The organism is Planococcus sp. TJ-307 (assembly GCF_058268435.1).
Genome location: NZ_JBZDOJ010000003.1, coordinates 315,426 through 334,588 on the forward strand (window position 1 = coordinate 315,426; position 19,163 = coordinate 334,588).

Genomic DNA, 19,163 nt, shown 5'->3' on the forward strand with positions numbered 1-19,163 from the left:
AAACACCCGGGTTGAAACACCGAACACCCGGGTTAAACCATAAACACAACCACCACTCACTCACTCTCCCGCGCTTCAACAACCTGCTCAACCTTCTCCTCCAGCCTTTCGCCCCCTTCAACCATCATCGCCACAATCAAATCCGGATTTACTAAGCTGTACCCGACAAACCAGGCATTGGGCTCGCCTCTTTCATCCACAGTTCCGCTTTTGCCGGCAAGTTCTGTGCCAAGTTCTTGGCCAGCGTCACTTAAGCTAATCCGAAGAAGCTCTGCGTTTTCAGCGCTAAGCACGTTTTCATTCCATATTTGCTGATCTTCGTCGTCCAGAAGCAAAGTTGGCTTATAGAGCGTGCCGTTTGTCAAAAGGGGGCTGTACAAGCTAGCCAGGTGGACAATATTCACCTGCATTTGTCCTTGTCCGGAAGCTGTTCCGGCGAGCTGGCCTTCCGAGCCGAATGCATCGTCCTGGGAAATGCGTGACGCCGTCAAGCTAATTGGAAAATCAATCGCATCGCCAAAGCCGAAGTTTTCCAAGCCGAGCTGGAAGTCATCGTTTTGCATATTGAGCGCCTGCTGCGCAAAATAAATTTCGTCGGAATAGACGAGCGCTTTGTTGAGATCGACGGGATTTGGCACGTCATCCCGTGAACGCGTCACCCGGTAGTCGCCCCAAGAGGCAAAGCGTTGCCACGAATCACCGGTAATATCCAAGCTTTCAGCCGGATCGAGCGTGCCGCTTTCCAATCCGATTGCCGCAGTAATTGGCTGGATGACAGGACCTGGAGTATAGACGGCCGCAAAGCGATTGAAGAATGGCTGCAGCGGATCGTTAGTAAGTTCTTGGAATCGGCTGTTGGTAATATTCGGTACAAATTCATTCGGATCAAATCCTGGCGAACTGACAAGCGCTAGTGTTTCACCGGTATTGGGATCAATGGCGGCACTGGTTCCCCCTTCTTCTCCCATCACGCCGTATAGCGATTGCTGCAGTTCGGCATCGATGGTCAAAGCGACTGTTTCACCGGAAACAGGTTCATTTTCCACGGATGTGATGACGGCATTTTCCTGCTGCTTTTGCAAAATAATGCGGCCGCCTGCCTCCCCGCGCAGCCGCTCCTGCAGAATTTCTTCCAAGCCTTGCCGCCCGACCATCGTTTCGGCCGTGTAGCCCTGACCGCTCCACGCTTCCAGCTGCTCGGCGGTAATTGGCCCCATATAGCCGGTGATGTGCGACAATGCTCGGCCGTACGGATAATTGCGGATGTCCACTTCTGTACGCGTTGTGCCGGTAATCGTAAACAGCTCGTCCAATGTCGATTGGTCTGCTTTGATCTGTGCAATTGGCACGAGATAATGCGGCTGCACCCATGACTGGTTGAGCTTGTCATCAATGGCTTGTTCGCTCATGCCTAACAGTTCTGCCAGCTGCTGCTTTTTGGATCTATCAAAGTTTTCCGGGATGACGCTGACCTCGTAGCCCGTGTTATTGGAAGCGATCGCGTTGCCGTTGCGGTCCACAATCTCTCCGCGCGGCCCTTGGGTTATTTCAGTGACTACTTGGTCCCCGGCTTCCAGATTGGGCAAAATAAAAGACGGATCCCATTCAACAAACCAGTCTTCCACTTCTCCGTGCACTTCATAAAGCAGCGTCAATGTCTTTTCAAATTCCACCGGTCCAACGATGGTGTCGAACTTGATTTGAATCGGAAAATCCGCTGGCTGTTCTGGAGTCCACTCATTTTCCTCTGCCGGTGTATAGGAGACTTCCAAGTTGTCGATTCCCAAGCGTTCGTGAAGCTCTTGCTGCCAAGTGACAAAACTTGCCTCTCCGTAAACCGATTGCGTCCCTTGATTTAAGTATTGGAGGTGCATCGTTGAAAAATCCCCACTTTTCCACAGCTCAATAAATTCCGCAACCCGCGTTTCCGGCGATGCGACTGCTTCAGCTGTTTCTTCCGGCGGCTGTTCTGGAGTTGGTTCTGTTTCTTCGTCTTGGCACGCCGTTACAACGAAAATCAATAGAAAGAAGAGAATTGGCACTACTAGCTTCTTCATCAAATGACCTCCACTCTTTTCATTACTTTTATTATCGCCGGAACGAACAGGAATATAAAGACTGAATTTTCTGTACTCAATATAAAACTATTCTAAAGTCTTGCCTTGAAAATTTCCATAAAAAAAAGCCAGGCAACTTTCACCCGGCTAACTGATCAATTATTTTTTTTGTTTTTCTTTGATTTTATTGGCAACGTCGTCTTTCATGACCATCGCTTTGTCTTTGTAAGTGTTTGCTTTTTCTTTGTAGTCGTCTTTGTTTTCTTCCCAATGCGCCTTGCCTTTTTCGATCGACTTGTCTTTCAATTGGTTCAGTTTGTCTAGAAATGCCATCTGAATCATCCTTTCGTTCTCCCCGCCATAACGGTCAGGGTAACTGCTTTAAGCATAACGTGTTTCCGCTTGCATGTCTAAAGATAGATCAAACGGATGACTTTTCGGGTTTAGGTGAAATAGCGCTTACTCTGGCTGGCGCGCGGTCTGGATACCCGCACAAAATCCACTTACAAATAACAAAAAAGGTCCACCGTGCAAAAACTGCGCGGTGGGCCTTTTCGTTTTACACAGCCACTTCCACTGAAAACTGACTATGGTACAGATCGGCGTAAAAGCCATTTTTGTCAAGAAGCTCTTGGTGTGTGCCTTGTTCGATGACTTTTCCTTGGTCCATGACGAGGATCAAATCCGCGTCTTTAATGGTCGACAAGCGGTGTGCAATCACAAAGCTTGTGCGGCCTTCCATGAGTTGATTCATCGCCCGCTGGATAAAGATTTCGGTTCTCGTGTCGACACTCGAAGTGGCTTCATCCAGGATCATAATCGGCGGATCGGCGAGAATGGCACGGGCAATGGTCAATAACTGCTTTTGCCCTTGTGAAATATTCGATACTTCCTGGTTCAGAATGGTATCGTAGCCGTCCGGCAAGGTCCGGATAAAGTGGTCGGCGTGCGCCGCTTCTGCTGCAGCCAGAATTTCTTCTTCTGTCGCTCCGGTTTTTCCGTAAGCAATGTTGTCACGAATTGTGCCGTTGAACAGCCACGTATCCTGCAGCACCATGCCGAAGTTTTGGCGCAGTTCATGTCTCGACATTTCCCGTGAATCGAGGCCGTCGACTGTGATGCGCCCGCCGTTCAATTCGTAAAAACGCATTAATAGATTAATCAGCGTTGTTTTGCCGGCACCGGTTGGCCCAACGATTGCGACTGTCTGTCCAGGTCGGACGTCGATGTTCATTTTTTCGATTAATAAGTTGGTGCCGTAGCCAAAGTCGACGTCTTCAAATGCCACGGCGCCTTTTGCACGAGCCAGAACAGAAGTCGTTACTTCCTCTACTTCTTCCTTCTCGTCCAGCAGTTCAAACACCCGTTCAGCAGCTGCAACTGTTGATTGAATGATATTGGCGATGTTCGCCGTCTGAGTAATCGGCTGCGTAAACTGTTTGGAGTACGTGATGAATGCCTGAATGTCACCAATAGAGATGGCGCGCTGCGTTACCAGGATTCCGCCGACAACGCTGATCACCACATAGCTTAAGTTGCCGATCAAGGTCATCATTGGCATGATAATCCCGGAGATAAACTGCGCTTTGCGCCCGGCATTGTAAAGTTCTTCATTGACTTCATCAAATTGTTCGTTGGATTTTGCTTCGTGTCCGAACGCTTTGACGACCTGGTGGCCCGTGTACATTTCCTCCACGTGCCCGTTCAAGCGGCCCAGATTTTTTTGCTGGCTGCTGAAGTATTTCTGAGATCTTTTTAAAATCGGTCCGATGACGAATAAAGATAGTGGCAAAGAGACCACCGCGATTAAAGTCAACAACGGGCTGATTGTCAACATCATCACCAGAATGCCAACGATGGTCACTATCGAGGTGATAAATTGCGTTAAACTTTGCTGCAGCGTACTGCCGATCGTATCGATGTCGTTGGTCATGCGGCTTAAGGTTTCACCGTTTGGCCGGCCATCAAAATACTCCAGCGGCAATTTCTCCAATTTTTTGTTGACGTCTTGGCGCAGGTCATAAACCGTATCCTGTGCCACTGTCGACATCATGTACTGCTGGATATAGCTGAACAAACTGCTGAACAGGTACAGTCCGGCAAGAATTGCGAGGATTTGGCCGATGACACCAAAGTCGATGCCGCCGCCTGGGACGCCTTGCAACTGGCCATATGCGCCTTCGAACAATTCCGTGATCGCCATCCCCATGATTTTGGGTCCCACAATCGTAAACACCGTACTGAGAATTGCGACCAGGAAAACGGCTGCCAGTTTTTTGCGCCGTGGTTTTAAATAAGAAACAAGGCGGCGAAATGTCCCTTTGAAGTCCTTGGCTTTTTCCGCCGGCATATTTGCTCCGCCGTGTGGAGGTCCCATTCTGCTCATGCGATTTCCTCCTCTGACAGCTGAGATAGGGCAATTTCGCGGTATACTTCATTGGATTCGAGCAGCTCTTTGTGCGTGCCCATTCCAACCACTTTGCCTTTTTCCAACACGATAATGCGGTCTGCGTCGACCACCGTGCTGACTCGCTGTGCCACCAGCAGCACTGTGGCATTTTTTGTTTCGTCTTTCAATGCTCTGCGCAGCTTGGCGTCGGTTTTAAAATCGAGCGCCGAAAAGCTGTCGTCGAAAATATACAAATCCGGCTTGCGAATCAATGCACGGGCAATCGACAGGCGCTGCTTTTGCCCGCCTGAAAGATTCGAGCCGCCCTGCTCAATTTCAGCCGCGTAGCCGCCTTCGATTTGATCGATAAATTCTGTGGCCTGCGCAATGTTTGCCGCATGGTCCATTTCCTGCTGATTGGCGTCTTGTTTGCCAAAGCGGATATTGTCTGCAATGGTCCCAGTGAACAAGATCGATTTCTGGGGCACAAAGCCGATTTTCGACCGAACTTCTTGCTGGGAGGCCTCGCGGATATCGACGCCGTTAACGCGGATGGTTCCGCTCTTCACATCATAGAAGCGCGGCACCAAGTTAACGAGCGTTGACTTGCCGGAACCTGTTCCGCCGATCAACGCGGTAATTTCACCCGGTTTGGCGGTAAAGCTAATGTTCGACAGTGCCGGTTCTTCCGCTCCTGGATAATAGAAGGAAACGTCATCGAACTCCAGCGTGCCGCGTGCGCGATCCGCTTTTGCGGTGCCGTTGTCTGTGAATGCCGGTTTCATTTCCAGCACTTCATTGATGCGTCTGGCCGATACCGCTGCACGCGGAACCATGACAAACATGAAGGATGCCATAACCAAGGCAAACATGATCATCATGACGTATTGGATAAAGGCCATCAAATCCCCGATTTGCATCGCGCCATTGCTGATGCGAATGCCCCCGAACCAAATGACCGCGACAACGGTCATGTTCATGACCAGCATCATAACAGGCATCAAGAAAGCCATGACTTTATTGACTTTGATCGACACATCCGCCAGGTCACGATTGGCTTTTTGCATACGTGCTTTTTCCTGTGATTCGCGGTTAAAGGCACGAATAACCCGTATGCCTGTCAAGTTTTCCCGCACGACCAAGTTCAGTCCATCCAGCCGTTCCTGGACTTCCTGGAACAAGGGCATGCCGTATTTTAAAATCAAGAGAATCGATACGGCCAATACCGGCATGGCACCAATAATGACCAGGGACAATTGGGCGTCTTTGGAGACCGCCATAATAATCCCACCGACCAGCATGATCGGTGCGCTGATGACCATGCGCAGCATCATGATGACTACTTGCTGTACTTGGGTAATGTCGTTTGTGGTACGCGTAATTAACGACGCCGTTCCGACTTCATCAAATTCCTGCAATGAAAATTGGCCAACGTGCTTAAAGACTTTTTGACGCAAGTCACGCCCCAGCCCCATCGCCGCCTTGGCTGAATAATAACTGGCAAAGACAGCCGCAATGGCGCCAATTGCCGATACCAGCAGCATCCAGCCGCCGATTCGCCAAATATATGGGATGTTGCCTTTGACGACGCCATTGTCGATAATGTCGGCCATCAGTGTCGGCAAAAATAGCTCAGCCATCGATTGGCCGAAAACCAAGGCAACAACAGCCAGAACAACCCATTTATAGGGATTCAAGTTTTTCAAAATTTTGATCATTTTGAAGCCACCTCGAGTTCCACTTCTTGTAAGTACGTTGAAATTTTTTGATGCGCATCGAGCAGATCAGCAACCTGCTCAGGCGTAAACTGCTCACTGGCCGCTTTAAACACTTGATGCAGCCCATCTTCTTGCAGATGCAGCTCTGCTACCAAAGCTTTTCCTTTTTCGCTCAGTGCCAGCAAGGTTTCACGACGGTTGTCCTCTACTTGCCGACGGTCGAGATAGCCTTCTTTAACTAGTCCATCCACTGCTTGGCTTAACGTGCTTTTTGGCAAAAACGTCTTTTCCGCCATTTTTTTCTGCGTCATTTCACTCCTGCTGATGATGGTCATCAAAATGGAGTATTGCGGAATTGACAATCCTTTTTCGACTGCTGCTTTTTGAATAAAACGCACCATATTTTTCTGCACATTAGCAAATGACAACATCAATTGCATGTACGCTTCCAACTCTTTCTTATCCTTCATTTGCTTCACCATCTTTCATTTTCGAACTGTTCCAAATGGAACCATTTTGTTTGATGCCTTCAAGTTACTCCCCTTATTGCGATTCGTCAACTTTGGTGTACTGATTCTCAAAGACAAAAAACACCCTTTGCCAAAACAGAGGCAAGGGTGCAGATCATTTATGAAATTTTTTGGATTAGAGTTTCCTCGCAATGCGATTTGCAGCAATCGATTAACTGCATCAGGAGTTTGCGGTTGTGCATAAAGTTCTTCGGTTCTTTCCAGACAGTGCGGAACACCTGGGCAACAAGTTGCTCACAGACGGTTGGATCTGAATCGGCTTGGCGTGCAACATTCCATATGATCCGGTGGTAGCGGTCGTACAAATCCGACAGCGCCTGCTCTTCCCGGTTCAGAATTCCAATCATTAATTTTTCGTCTATGGTCAATTTGTCACCCCCTCCTCTACAATAGCCTTTAGACGATCATCCTAAACCCAATTATCTCGAAATAAAGGCAATTATTTAAAAAAAATAAAAAAACACTAGAAAAACTTTACTCCAGTAAAGTTTCCTAGTGCTATTGTTTTGGTTTTAGTGCTGAAGGATGTTTTCAAGCGCCTTATCGAGTGTTGGGTAAGTAAATTGGAATCCTGCTTGTTGAAGGCGCTCCGGTAAAATCCACCGGCTTTTCAGAATCAGTTCCGTTTCCGTTCCGATAACCACCGCTCCCATGCTTAGCATCCACTTGGTTGCCGGCAAACCGATTTTCCGGTCCATGGCAATCCGCAGTTGCTTCATCAGTTCCCGGTTGGTGACAGGTTCAGGGGCTGTCGTATTGATGACGCCGCTCATATTGTCATGGTCTCGGATAAACTGGATAATGCGGTAAACATCTTCCAAATGAATCCAGCTGAACATTTGCTTGCCGTTGCCTTGCTTGCCGCCGAGTCCGAAGCGCACCATGTTTTCATAAGGGTTCATGACGCCGCCGTCTTTGCCGAGGACGATTGACAAACGCAATGCCGCTTGGCGTGTTTGCGGCAACTTAAATGTGAAGAAAGCTTGCTCCCATGCTTTACCGACTTCTACCGAAAATCCATTGCCGAATTCTCCGTTTGCTTCGGTCATCGGCCGGTCTTCAGCATGACGGTAAATGGTCGATGTGCTGGAATTGATCCACAGTGGCGGCGGGTTGTCACAAGCAAGGATGGCTGTGCCGAGTGCTTCGGTCGTTTCGACCCGCGAATCAAAAATCTCCCGCTTGTTGGCTTCAGTATACCGGCAATTAACCGATTTCCCTGCCAGGTTGACCAGCATTTCGGCACCTTCCAATGCTTTGACGATTCCGGTATGATTGGTCCAATTTAAATGATCCGGCTGCCGTGAAATGATAATCACCCGGTACCCTTGGTCTGTAAATTTACGTTCCAAATACTGTCCGACAAAGCCCGTGCCTCCAGCTAATACGATCTTCTTCATCCCATCACCTATTTTCTGTAAGTTGTTCTTCTGCTATTTGACGCTTTCTCCGATAAAAAGATGCAGCTCATCCATATTTTTTCTGGTGCTCTTTTTTGCGCTTCAAGTAATCTTCGTCTTCCCGGATTTCATCCCAGCGTTTTTTGAAGATTGCTGCCGACTCAGCTTTCACCGGATCGATTTCCCGCTCTTTGATGGTGCGGTCTTCGTTGTATTTGCGTCCGCCTTTGTAATTGGTGTAGCGGCGTGCCCGTGTATAACCCATCTGAATAAATTTGCGTGCCATGTCCATTCCAACAAAATCATCTTGCTTGCGGTATTCTTCGAACATCTCCGAAATTTTGTCACATGATTCCTGCGCAATTTCCGGCGTCTTAAAACGCCAATGCGGCAAAATCTCACCTTTATACGGTTCTACCATCAAGACACCTTGCTCTCCTTTTCCAACTCGGTAAAGTTCAGGCTGCTTGCGCAAATCTAAGTTTTCATAATCCAGCTCGTAATCAAATGCCATGCCAATCGACTCCTTTTTGCTTTATGCTCTGTTTTATTTATACCCTCCATTGGGAGTTGTAAATCCACATAGCAATGATTGTTTGACGACAAAAAGACCAGAGAAAGTCGAACGTTTCTCTGGTCTTTTTGCAGGCGATTGTTATTATTCAGCAAACGATGCTTTAGGAATTTTGTAGACCCGCGCTTCGTATGGAAGCAATTGCGCAGGATCAATATTTGTGTAGTTTGCCAAAAGCAATGTGGAGTCTTCGGGGTCGATGCCGCAAAGACAAGCGTGCTGGCCAAGATTCGTGACAATAAGAACTTTGTCATCGCCGTATTCGCGCGTATAGGCGAACACTGCATCGTGCCCAAGCTCCAGCAACTTATATTCCCCGTAAACGAAGACGTCCATATTCTTCCGGAGCCAAATCATCTGTTTATAGAAAGACAACACCGAATGCGGATCGTTTTCCTGTGCTTCGACATTTAGCCACTGGTAATTCGGATTGACGTTAATCCACGGCAGAGCTGTTGAGAAGCCGGCGTGAAGGCTGTTGTTCCATTGCATTGGCGTCCGTGAATGGTCGCGGCTTGTTGCACGAAGCAAGGTCATAATGGCGTCGTGTTCCATGCCCGTTTCTTTTTTATGGAAGTATAAGTTGTGTGTGTGGACATCATCAAAATGGTCGAGTTCTTCAAACGGTGCGTTTGACATGCCAATTTCCTGTCCTTGGTAAATGAACGGCGTGCCTTGCATAAAGAAATACATGCAAGCGAGAGCTGTGGCACTTTCACGCCAGTATTCCTGGTCATCTCCCCAAGTTGAAACGACACGCGGCTTGTCATGATTTTCAATGAACAGGGCATTCCAGCCGACGCCATTCACTTTTTCCTGCCACTTGCTGAGCACTTTTTTCAGTTCCGGTGCATTCACGCCGTTTTGCACTTCGACGTTCCACAAGTCAATGTCTTCAAACTGGAAGATCATATTGAACTTGCCGTTCTCGGTGCTGACCCAATCGTGGATTTCGTCTGCTGAAACACCGTTAGCTTCCCCGACTGTCATAATGTCGTGCTTGCCAAAGGTTTCATCATACAACTCCTGAAGAAGCGGCTGAATGCCTTCAACATTCATCATTTTTTCCCAGGAAGGCACAAACAAATGGCCTTCAGTATTTTCTGCGTTCGAGTAATCTTTTTTAATATGGCTGATGGCGTCGACGCGGAATCCATCGATGCCTTTGGCTACCCACCAATTAACCATTTTATAGAGTTCACTGCGGACTTCCGAGTTTTCCCAGTTTAAATCTGGCTGTTTTTTCGAGAAAATGTGCAGGTAATACTGCCCGGTCTTTTCATCATAGTCCCAGGCCGGTCCACCGAAGATGCTTTCCCAATTCAATGGTTCATCGCGCCAGACGTACCAGTCACGCTTCGGATTATCGCGTGATGAACGTGATTCCAAGAACCAGGGATGCTCATCGCTCGTATGGTTAATCACCAAGTCAATGATCATCTTCATCCCGCGTGCATGTACTTCTGCCATCAAACGTTCGAAATCCTCCATTGTGCCAAAATCTTCTAATATGGCCTGATAGTCGCTAATATCGTAGCCATTGTCGTCGTTTGGCGATTTGTACATGGGGCAAACCCAAATCACATCGATGCCTAAATCTTTCAGATAATCCAATTTGCTTGTAATCCCGTTGATGTCGCCAAGGCCATTTCCGTCAGAATCCATGAAACTGCGCGGATAAACCTGATAGACTACTGCTTCTTTCCACCATTTTTTATCCATAACTAATCCCTCTCAAAGACGGCGGCAAGATCCTCGTTCAATCAATCGTGAAGCGACTACGACTTGTTTCGGAGGCGTCGACTCGTCTGTTATTTTCTCTAGTACCAATTCTGCTGCGTGCAGACCCAGATCATAAATCGAAATATCCACAGTGCTTAGCGGCGGCTTTAAATGCCGTGAAATTGCATGGTTATTAAAACCAACGATGGAGACGTCCTCCGGGACACTTATTTCCAGATCCTCGAGATAACCGATCACTTCATACGCCACCATGTCATCGTGTGTAACAATGGCTGTAGGCGGTGTTTCCAGTGCCATCAGCTGGCGAATTGCCTCGCGTTCGCCGCCGCCCATCAATTCCTGGTTTACTGTGTAGGCCTCGTCAAATGGAATGCCGTGTTGAACAAGGGCTTGCTTATAGCCTTCCAGCCGGTCAAGCGAAACGACGAAATCTGCTGCTCCGCCGACAAATGCGATGTTCCTGTGGCCGAGCCCGACCAAGTATTCCACCGTCCCTTTGGCGTTATTGATATTGTCGTTGTCGACATACGATACCGAACATGGATCTGTGAAGGGACGGCCAACTACTGAATAGGGCAAGCCGCTTTCAGCCAAATATTTCATGACTGGGTCGCCTATTTTTGAATACAATAGAACAATGCCATCCACCCGCCTGCCTTGCACCATTTCAACAACTTCCCGATAAATTTCTTCTTGCGTAGCACCTGTGGACAAATACAAGCCATACTGGCTGCCATGCGCCCGAGTGGAAATCCCTCTCAGCACTTCCGGGAAAAAGGGATTTTGAAATGCCAAAGTCGCTGAATTTTCCATAATGACACCGAGTGTCTGGCTCTTTTTCGCGACCAGGTTGCGGGCTTGGAAGTTCGGAAAATAGCCCAGCCCTTCCATTACTTCCCGCACTTTCACTTTTGTCTTGCTGCTGATCCGCGGATTGTCGGCTATGACCCTGGACACAGTAGCTGGAGACACGCCAGCCTGTTTCGCAACGTCTTTGATCGTGACTGCCATCTTTACCGCCTCCTTATTTTACTGCTCCATCTGATACCCCTTTAATAATTTCACGCTGTGCGAAGAAATAGAAAACGATGACTGGAACAATGGCAAGCGTCAATCCTGCAAGCGCCAAATGCCATTGTTTTGTGTATTCGCCAAAGAAGAAGAACATCTTCAACGGAATGGTTTCGCTGCCTGGTGTATTGATGACGAGAGATGGCAATAAGTAATCATTCCATATCCAGATGATGTTTAGGATTGCCACTGTCACCGTAATCGGCTTCAACACTGGAAAGATGATATGCCAAAATACTTGCCAGCGGTTTGCCCCATCAATTGTCGCTGCTTCATCAAGCGAACGCGGGATGTTATTCAAAGCACCATGATACAGGAAAATCGACAGGCTTGCGCCAAATCCGAGATACATAAAAATTAATCCGCCTCGATTCAGCATTTCAAACTGACCGAATACGGTTACCAGCGGAATCATAACCGACTGGAACGGAATCAGCATCGCTGCGACAAACGTGAAAAACAGCACCGTACTGAGCTTGCTTTTAGCTCGTGATAACGCATACGCTGCCATGGCCGAAAAGAAAATGATCAAAACCACACTGACAATGGTAATCAAAAGCGAGTTGAAAAGCGTGCGCATGAAATCAAGTTCCTCAAAAGCGGTGATGTAGTTATCAAAACTCCATGCTTCTGGAAGGCTAATCGTGTCCATAAAAATTTCTTTTTTGGACTTGAAGGAATTAACGAACATCAAGTAAAACGGAACCAGCCACAATAACGCCAGCAGCACTCCGAGAACTTCCAATTTAATATCCCACTTTTTTTTCATTACATTTCAACCTCCTTGCGTTTGTTAAAATACACTTGCACAAGGGCAATGATGGCAACAATGACAAAGAAAATAACGGCCTTCGCTTGCGCATAGGCAAAGTCATTTTGCGTGAATGCTGTCTTAAAAATTTCCATTGCCACCATTTCAGTTGAATTGAATGGCCCTCCGCCTGTCAGCGACAAGTTTTGGTCATACAACTTAAACGAGTTCGACAAGGTCAGGAACATGCTGACTGTAAATGCCGGAGCCACAAGCGGAAATACAATGTAGCGAAAGCGCTGGAATGTGGATGCGCCATCGATTTCGGAAGCCTCCAACAGCTCTTTTGGCATTCCTTCCAAATAAGCGATATAGATGACCATTATGTAGCCTGCCATCTGCCAACTCATCAAAATGACCAATCCCCAAAATCCCGTGTCTGTCGTGGACAGCCACCCTTGCAAACTTTCCATTCCGATAATTTCGCCAATGCTCGCAAAAACTTTGATAAAAATAAACTGCCAGATAAACCCGAGGATCAATCCGCCAATCAAGTTTGGCATAAAGAACGTCGTGCGCAGCAATTTGCTTGAACGTACGCGCCCTGTAACAAGCAACGCCAGCGACAATCCGATGATGTTGATGAGGATCACCGACACAATCGAGAATTTCGTAGTGAACCAAAGCGAATCCAAGAACCGTTCGTCCTGGAACAAGTTAATGTAATTTTGGAAACCGACAAATTCGCCCGTATTAATTCCGTTCCAAGTCGTAAATGAATAATAAACTCCAAGAAGCATTGGAACAATGACAACCAGCGTAAGCGCCAGCAAAACCGGGGCCAGAAACAACCAGTAGGATAAATCTTTTGTACGCATAGAGGCACCTTTCCTTCCTTAAACCACAGCGCGTTCGCCCTGGTAATAAAACAAAGTAGCACAGAGGCTACTTTGTTTAACACTCAAATGATGAAGATTGATTGGATTTTTTTATTCAGCTCGCTCTGATTCCCAAGCTTTTTTAGCTGAATCGATAACTTCGTCCCAGCTGGCTTCGTCGCTTAAGTATTTCTGAATATTGGCCCCAAGTTCGTCTTCTCCCCAGCCAGTCGGATAGCCCATGAAGACCCAGCCAATTGTGTTGCCTGACTCGGATGCGTCATAGATTGCTTTCGACATTGGATCTGTAATTTTAGAAGTGTCATAGCCCTCATATGCCGGGATAAATTTAAAGTCTTCTACTACAGCTGTTTTTCCTGCATCAGAAGTGTAGAGCCAGTCCAAGAATGCTTTTGATTCTTCAATGACTTTTTCGTCAGCTTTTTTGTTCACGCCCCAATACATTGGTACGCCAACCGGTAGACCAGCGTTATCCAATCCTTCAACCGGGATTGGCATCATGCCGACGCCACTGTCTGCCAGTTCTGGGTCAATGCCGGCAATAGAACCGTAAGCCCAGTTTCCTTGCTGGATAATTGCAACGCGTTCCAGGGAGAATAACTCTTCTACTTGTTGAGAGTAGTCTAGGCTTACTGTCGGCTGTTTCGAATATTCGTTTTGCAAGTCAACAATTTTCTTAAAGCCGTCAGCGTATTTGAAATCAACTGCCTTCGCATCAAATGCTGTTAATACATTGTTATCAAATTCAGGTGCTAAGAATGTGTTTGACAAATGAAGGCCGGTCACCCATGTTTCTTTTCCTGGGAAAGCAAAGACCGATTCAAGGCCAAGCTCTTCTTTTTGTGAATCCAGCGTCTTCACAGCTTCTTCAAGTGCTGCAAAGTCAGTGATGGATGCAGGATCAATTCCAGCTTCTTCGAACAAACGGGTATTATAGATAAATCCGTACCCTTCTTGGTTATATGGAAGACCAAGCACTTCGGATTCGACGGTCACGCCATCAAGTGTCCCTTCAAGTGCAGAACCAGCCGCTTCTGTATCTGCAAGGTCTGATAAGTTATCTTTCCAGTCTGCAACATCCTGCGGTCCACCGATGTTAAAAATTGCCGGCTCATTGCCGGAAGCAAAGCGTGAACGAAGGGCAGCGCCATAATCTTCCCCGCCGCCAACAGTCGTGATTTCAATGTTGACGTCTGGATTTTCTTCTTCATAAAGTGCAACAACATCTTCAAACTGGTCTTTAAACTCCACTTTAAATTGGAAAATATCAACCGTTGTCTGTTCCCCGTCAGATCCTGAAGCATTTTCTTCTCCATCGCTATTGCATCCTGCTAAAACTGCCGCTGACAACATCAATGACGCCACAAGCCCTTTGCTAACCTTCAATTCCTTCATCCCAAAATCCCCCTTTAGATTTTTGTGAAATCGTTTGCACAAACCTAGAAATAAAAAGCGGAAACGAAATTGATAACGCTTCCAACAATTAATTATTAGTATCATACCACCGTGAAAACGTTTGCACAAGATGGAATTTAAAAATTAATTTAGTTTTTTTATCTTCCTTAAAATTTCTATCAAACTAGAAAAACAGGAGCAGCTGCCTTGCCGCTCCTGCCTTGAATTTTAATGTTCCAGCACCAGCAAAGCTGCACCTAAAATACCGGCATCATTTTCAAAACGTGCCACTTCCACTGCTAAGGGATTTAACAACATCGGTTCAAGATGCTGTTGGAGCGACCCCATCCACCGGTCGGCTGCTTCTGAAACCCCGCCGCCGATGATGACCATATCCATATCGAATGCTGCTTGAAGACTGCTGATGACAAGAGCCAGATCTTCCGTAAACTCTTCCACCACTTGCTTCGCTTTTGGATCTGTCCGGGCATTTTCAAAAAGTTCAGGCGGTGTGATGGCAAGACCTGCTTCACGAATACGCCGGCGCAGCGCTGTTCCGGACACATACATTTCACTGCAGCCCAACCTTCCACATGCGCATTTGACGCCGTTTGGGTAAAGGATCATATGCCCCAGTTCTGCAGCTCCTCCATGAGGGCCGCCACTTAACAATTTGCCGTCCCACAGCACTCCCCCACCAAGGCCGGTACCGAGCGTTAATACAACGACGCGATCAAGCCCTTTTGCAGCGCCGAACTTTGCTTCTGCCAGCGCCACAGCGTTTGCGTCGTTTTCTACTTCAACGCGTTTCCCGGTCGCTTTCTCTAACCATTCCTTCACAGGTGTATTGGTCCAGCCTGGCAAAGTTTCCGCCGCATAAATAACTTTTCCTTGCTTTGGATCAACAAAACCGTGCGTGCCAACGCCAATTGCGCTGACTTCCGGCTGCGCAGCCAGAACGCGCAGGATATTCTCTTCCAGATAAGGATACAGCGGAATTTGGGTTGGAATTTGTTCTTCGTATAAAATTTGGCCATGTTCGTTAATCACGCCCATTCGGACCTTGGTGCCCCCAATGTCGACTCCTAATACTTTTGCCATAGCTCCTCCTAGTGGTATTCGTATTTTTTATTGCTGGTAAAAAACAATTGCTTCGTATGGCCGCAGCAAAACTTCACTGTCTATGTTCTCTTCCGCGTAATTGCCAATCAAAACTTCACCTGCGGGCCGAGCAGCCGATCTTACATTTGACGAAAAGTTGCAGTAAATGGTCAGTTTTTCATCATTCCATGTACGAGTGTAGGCGAAGATGTCAATGTCTTCACGGTACAGCAGTTTAAAATTTCCGTGTGTAATGATGTCCATTTCTTTGCGCAAACCGATAAGTTTTTTGTAATACTGGTAAACCGAATCCGGATCCGTATGCTGCAAAGCATTGATTTCTGTGTAATTCGGATTGACTTTCAGCCATGGTGTTCCAGTTGTAAAGCCACCATTGGATTCTGCAGACCAATGCATCGGCGTTCGTGCATTGTCCCGGCTTTTCACATGAATTTTCTGCATGATGTTCTGGTGTGAAACACCGGCTTCGCGTTTTTCTTTATACATATTCAAGGTTTCGATGTCTTTGTAATCGTCGATCGATTCAAACTGCACATTGGTCATTCCAAGTTCTTCACCCTGGTAGATGTAAGGCGTTCCTTGCATAAAATGCAAACACGTAGCAAGCATCTTCGCTGATTCAACACGCCATTTAGTGTCTTCGCCAAAACGAGATACGATGCGCGGCTGGTCGTGGTTATTCCAATACAAGCTGTTCCAGCCTTCGGCGTGGAGGCCGTGCTGCCATTTTTCCATATTTTCTTTCAGGTCAATCAGAGATAACGCTTTCAAATCCCATTTTTCACCTGATGCCTGATCAAGCCCCATATGCTCAAACGTGAAAATCATATTCAATTCCTGATTTTTTGCAGCGGTATAGTCACGCGCTTCTTTAGGCGTTGTGCCCGGCGCCTCTCCGACTGTAACAATATTGTATTTCGACAGCACTTGTTGATTCATTTCTTTCAAGTATGCATGAACATTAGGTCCGTTTAGAAACTGATGGCTGCCATCGCCGCCAGGTGCATCGTGCATATTCTGGACTTTTGAAATCATATTGATGACATCCATCCGGAAACCATCTACCCCTTTATCAAGCCACCAGCGCATCATTTCATAAACTGTCTTTCGCAAGTCTGGATTGTCCCAATTTAAATCTGGTTGTTTTTTAGAAAACAAATGCAAGTAATATTGGCCGCGTTCTTTTTGGTATTCCCAAACAGATCCGCTGAAAAATGAACGCCAGTTCGTCGGTTCATCGCGCCATATGTAAAATTCCGGATGGTTCCGGAACCACTCATGCTCATCAGATGTATGGTTGACTACAAGGTCCATAACGAGTTTCATGCCGCGAGCATGGACTTCTGACAACAGCTCGTCAAAATCAGCCATTGTGCCAAATTCTTTCATGATTTGATAGTAATCACGGATGTCGTAGCCGTTATCATCATTTGGCGAATCGTAGACCGGTGACAGCCAGAGGATGTCCACACCTAGATTGTGCACGTAATTAAGCTTTTGAATAATGCCGCGAATGTCACCGATGCCATCACCGTCTGAATCCATAAAACTTCGTGGATAAATTTGGTATACGGTCGACTTTTTCCACCATTCGTCCATAAATCCCCCTCTTTTCCTTTTAGTGAATATTATTCTAACATCATACATGAATTTACTGAGTTGCCAACTAATTACCCCAAATATATTTTTTAATAATTTCAATTTCGGTGGTTGTTTAAAAAATTTCATAAAAAAAACCACCGTGATTTCCCGGCAGTAATTGAACACGCAGCGATTTCTCGATGCGTAAATAGCTATTAACTTAAGATTTTACGGCAATATATTGGGTTGAGACAACAACATCGTCTTCAACCAAAACATAAGGATGGGTTTCCAACAACATCTTTTTAATAGGAGCCGGCAATGCTCTATTGGCATAGGCACAGATCAATGGAAATTGCAGTTCCTTCACTGCCACATCAATAATCTTTTCAAAATCTTCTATCAGATGAGTTGGATCTGTCGTTGTTGCCCATTCCACATGCGCCCAAGATCGGAAAGTCGCTTGTTTTTCTAAATATGGCTCAACCGTTTTTTCAAAATAGGCTTGAATTGCAGGAGGATGGTAACTGCCGCTTGAATAGTAAAAATCAAAGCTTTTCACAAAATGGATAAATTCCATTTGCATTTCTGTCAGCTGAACCTCCAGCTCTGCTTTGATTTTTGGAGACAGACGTGGATTTTCAATGAGAATCACGTAATCTCCTGATTCCACACCATGTTTGGCATAAGCAACAACATTATTGATGTATTTTTGGGTTTCTTCGTACGAATACAGCACATGGGCATCGCGCTGTTCATCAAAAAGTTTAAGCATTTTTTTGTTCAATTCATCATCCCTTTAACAAATTAGTAATTCCGTTCACGGTTTTTCTAGATTAAGTATACACGGAATGGGAACATTTGTCCCTGTCTGTACAATACTTTGCTGTATAATAAATAAACTACACCAACAATTAGACCTGCACTTCCTACTTTATAGCAGGCTGTTCTTATGAAAATTTAGTTGAAAAGAGGTATTCGATGATTAGCCAATTGAGTAAAATTTATCCTTCGCTCCAAGTGTATACGCAAGGTGCCTCTGCCGCCGATCCGGATTATAAATGGTTTTCTACAGCTGATGGCGTCATTATCGGCATTCATGAAACAGAACTGGCCCAAAAAGACCTGTCGCTATTGGCGGCTTTTCTCACACCCTACAACCCTAAGTTTCCGGTTCACACCGTTGAAGAAAAAAAATGGATGGCGATCATAAATTCAACAGCACCAGAAGAGTCGCTCGAATTTCCATTGGACGCTTTATACCGCTTTGTCCATTTTTCAATCCAGGAAAAACAAATTAGCCCAGTTGCTTTTAAACATGCCGTAAATGATTTTTCGGCCCAACAAGTTTCCATCCTATGGGAAAATGACCACGAAGGCATCTTGATTGAGCATTTGGCAAAAGAAGATGGAGCTATCTCTTACGAGGAAATCATTGATATTTTGATGAGCGACTTGTATGTCAAAATCCGATTTTTTGTCGGCCCTTTCCGAAGCAGCCTGACTGATGCCGCTGCACATTACCTGTCTGTGATTGAGGCTGCAAAAACAATGGTCTTTTATTCTAATAAAACAGTGGCCAGCTATACAGACGCTGTTCCTTATTTGCTAATCGATCAGGTTGAAAAGCCTTTGCTAAGTGACATCAAACAGTCTATCCTGCAGGCTTATCAGGACGACGACGAAACGGTTAAGATGCTCCAGGTTTTTGTCCGCAATAATTTAAATATTTCTGAAACGTCGAAGGCTTTGCATATGCACCGCAACAGCCTGCAATACCGCCTTGACCGGTTTCATGAAAATACCGGCATCGATGTCAGGAAGTTTGATCATGCGATGGCTGTTTACTTGGCGATTTTAATCGAAAAGTAAATGTGCACAAAAAAGCGCTTTCATTTTTAGGCAGTTTTGACATTCTCTTAAGTTCATCAGT

General features: G+C 46.3%; 17 protein-coding genes. 1 reads left to right on the top strand and 16 read right to left on the bottom strand.

All coding sequences use genetic code 11. The annotated features are described in order from the left end of the window. Positions 1-56: 56 nt before the first annotated feature. The 16 genes from AC4EHK_RS13120 to AC4EHK_RS13195 form a co-directional block, all read right to left on the bottom strand. A complete protein-coding gene (locus AC4EHK_RS13120; RefSeq protein ID WP_490979234.1) occupies positions 57-2,057 on the bottom strand; it encodes a penicillin-binding transpeptidase domain-containing protein in 2,001 nt (666 codons plus the stop codon). 159 nt (positions 2,058-2,216) lie between these two features. Then, a complete protein-coding gene (locus AC4EHK_RS13125) occupies positions 2,217-2,399 on the bottom strand; it encodes a hypothetical protein (protein WP_490979235.1) in 183 nt (60 codons plus the stop codon). A gap of 217 nt (positions 2,400-2,616) precedes the next feature. Next, the gene (locus tag AC4EHK_RS13130; RefSeq protein WP_490979236.1) at positions 2,617-4,443 is read right to left on the bottom strand and encodes an ABC transporter ATP-binding protein; all 1,827 of its coding nucleotides are present in this window, start codon (positions 4,441-4,443) and stop codon (positions 2,617-2,619) included. Then, positions 4,440-6,164 (bottom strand): ABC transporter ATP-binding protein, encoded by a 1,725-nt coding sequence (locus AC4EHK_RS13135; protein WP_490979237.1) that lies wholly within the window; start codon positions 6,162-6,164, stop codon positions 4,440-4,442. The genes AC4EHK_RS13130 and AC4EHK_RS13135 overlap by 4 nt, the downstream gene beginning before the upstream one ends. After that, a complete protein-coding gene (locus AC4EHK_RS13140; RefSeq protein ID WP_490979238.1) occupies positions 6,161-6,634 on the bottom strand; it encodes a MarR family winged helix-turn-helix transcriptional regulator in 474 nt (157 codons plus the stop codon). The genes AC4EHK_RS13135 and AC4EHK_RS13140 overlap by 4 nt, the downstream gene beginning before the upstream one ends. Before the next feature lie 158 nt (positions 6,635-6,792). After that, entirely contained in the window at positions 6,793-7,062 is a 270-nt protein-coding gene (locus tag AC4EHK_RS13145; RefSeq protein ID WP_490979239.1) for an RNA polymerase sigma factor, read from the bottom strand. Between the two features lie 144 nt (positions 7,063-7,206). Next, complete coding sequence (locus AC4EHK_RS13150; protein WP_490979240.1) at positions 7,207-8,094, bottom strand: TIGR01777 family oxidoreductase; 888 nt, start codon at positions 8,092-8,094, stop codon at positions 7,207-7,209. Positions 8,095-8,161: 67 nt separating this feature from the next. Continuing rightward, entirely contained in the window at positions 8,162-8,608 is a 447-nt protein-coding gene (locus AC4EHK_RS13155) for a DUF4385 domain-containing protein (RefSeq protein WP_490979241.1), read from the bottom strand. 144 nt (positions 8,609-8,752) lie between these two features. Continuing rightward, entirely contained in the window at positions 8,753-10,390 is a 1,638-nt protein-coding gene (locus AC4EHK_RS13160; RefSeq protein ID WP_490979242.1) for a glycoside hydrolase family 13 protein, read from the bottom strand. A gap of 12 nt (positions 10,391-10,402) precedes the next feature. Next, entirely contained in the window at positions 10,403-11,422 is a 1,020-nt protein-coding gene (locus AC4EHK_RS13165) for a LacI family DNA-binding transcriptional regulator (protein WP_490979243.1), read from the bottom strand. Positions 11,423-11,435: 13 nt separating this feature from the next. After that, complete coding sequence (locus tag AC4EHK_RS13170; RefSeq protein ID WP_490979244.1) at positions 11,436-12,251, bottom strand: carbohydrate ABC transporter permease; 816 nt, start codon at positions 12,249-12,251, stop codon at positions 11,436-11,438. After that, positions 12,251-13,111, bottom strand: a complete 861-nt coding sequence (locus tag AC4EHK_RS13175) for a carbohydrate ABC transporter permease (protein WP_490979245.1) — start codon at positions 13,109-13,111, stop codon at positions 12,251-12,253. Before AC4EHK_RS13175 ends, AC4EHK_RS13170 begins: the two co-directional genes overlap by 1 nt. Before the next feature lie 111 nt (positions 13,112-13,222). Continuing rightward, the gene (locus AC4EHK_RS13180; RefSeq protein ID WP_490979246.1) at positions 13,223-14,527 is read right to left on the bottom strand and encodes an ABC transporter substrate-binding protein; all 1,305 of its coding nucleotides are present in this window, start codon (positions 14,525-14,527) and stop codon (positions 13,223-13,225) included. A 228-nt stretch (positions 14,528-14,755) separates the two neighbouring features. Further along, on the bottom strand, positions 14,756-15,628 hold the full coding sequence (locus AC4EHK_RS13185) for an ROK family protein (protein ID WP_490979247.1): 873 nt from the start codon (positions 15,626-15,628) through the stop codon (positions 14,756-14,758). A 27-nt stretch (positions 15,629-15,655) separates the two neighbouring features. Beyond that, on the bottom strand, positions 15,656-17,248 hold the full coding sequence (locus AC4EHK_RS13190) for a glycoside hydrolase family 13 protein (protein WP_490979248.1): 1,593 nt from the start codon (positions 17,246-17,248) through the stop codon (positions 15,656-15,658). Positions 17,249-17,450: 202 nt separating this feature from the next. Then, the gene (locus AC4EHK_RS13195; RefSeq protein ID WP_490979249.1) at positions 17,451-18,017 is read right to left on the bottom strand and encodes an MEDS domain-containing protein; all 567 of its coding nucleotides are present in this window, start codon (positions 18,015-18,017) and stop codon (positions 17,451-17,453) included. 194 nt (positions 18,018-18,211) lie between these two features. Here AC4EHK_RS13195 and AC4EHK_RS13200 point away from each other — a divergent pair, with 194 nt between their 5' ends. Next, positions 18,212-19,102: a PucR family transcriptional regulator gene (locus tag AC4EHK_RS13200; protein ID WP_490979250.1), complete on the top strand. Its 891-nt coding sequence runs from the start codon at positions 18,212-18,214 to the stop codon at positions 19,100-19,102. Positions 19,103-19,163: the final 61 nt, after the last annotated feature.

What these genes read in the sequence shown, in the direction of transcription:
- AC4EHK_RS13130 (WP_490979236.1), bottom strand. Translation starts at nt 4,443, where the DNA reads ATGAGCAGAATGGGACCTCCACACGGCGGAGCAAATATGCCGGCGGAA.
- AC4EHK_RS13170 (WP_490979244.1), bottom strand. Translation starts at nt 12,251, where the DNA reads ATGAAAAAAAAGTGGGATATTAAATTGGAAGTTCTCGGAGTGCTGCTG.
- AC4EHK_RS13175 (WP_490979245.1), bottom strand. Translation starts at nt 13,111, where the DNA reads ATGCGTACAAAAGATTTATCCTACTGGTTGTTTCTGGCCCCGGTTTTG.
- AC4EHK_RS13200 (WP_490979250.1), top strand. Translation starts at nt 18,212, where the DNA reads ATGATTAGCCAATTGAGTAAAATTTATCCTTCGCTCCAAGTGTATACG.
- AC4EHK_RS13190 (WP_490979248.1), bottom strand. Translation starts at nt 17,248, where the DNA reads ATGGACGAATGGTGGAAAAAGTCGACCGTATACCAAATTTATCCACGA.
- AC4EHK_RS13155 (WP_490979241.1), bottom strand. Translation starts at nt 8,608, where the DNA reads ATGGCATTTGATTACGAGCTGGATTATGAAAACTTAGATTTGCGCAAG.
- AC4EHK_RS13140 (WP_490979238.1), bottom strand. Translation starts at nt 6,634, where the DNA reads ATGAAGGATAAGAAAGAGTTGGAAGCGTACATGCAATTGATGTTGTCA.
- AC4EHK_RS13180 (WP_490979246.1), bottom strand. Translation starts at nt 14,527, where the DNA reads ATGAAGGAATTGAAGGTTAGCAAAGGGCTTGTGGCGTCATTGATGTTG.
- AC4EHK_RS13150 (WP_490979240.1), bottom strand. Translation starts at nt 8,094, where the DNA reads ATGAAGAAGATCGTATTAGCTGGAGGCACGGGCTTTGTCGGACAGTAT.
- AC4EHK_RS13185 (WP_490979247.1), bottom strand. Translation starts at nt 15,628, where the DNA reads ATGGCAAAAGTATTAGGAGTCGACATTGGGGGCACCAAGGTCCGAATG.
- AC4EHK_RS13125 (WP_490979235.1), bottom strand. Translation starts at nt 2,399, where the DNA reads ATGATTCAGATGGCATTTCTAGACAAACTGAACCAATTGAAAGACAAG.
- AC4EHK_RS13135 (WP_490979237.1), bottom strand. Translation starts at nt 6,164, where the DNA reads ATGATCAAAATTTTGAAAAACTTGAATCCCTATAAATGGGTTGTTCTG.
- AC4EHK_RS13160 (WP_490979242.1), bottom strand. Translation starts at nt 10,390, where the DNA reads ATGGATAAAAAATGGTGGAAAGAAGCAGTAGTCTATCAGGTTTATCCG.
- AC4EHK_RS13120 (WP_490979234.1), bottom strand. Translation starts at nt 2,057, where the DNA reads ATGAAGAAGCTAGTAGTGCCAATTCTCTTCTTTCTATTGATTTTCGTT.
- AC4EHK_RS13165 (WP_490979243.1), bottom strand. Translation starts at nt 11,422, where the DNA reads ATGGCAGTCACGATCAAAGACGTTGCGAAACAGGCTGGCGTGTCTCCA.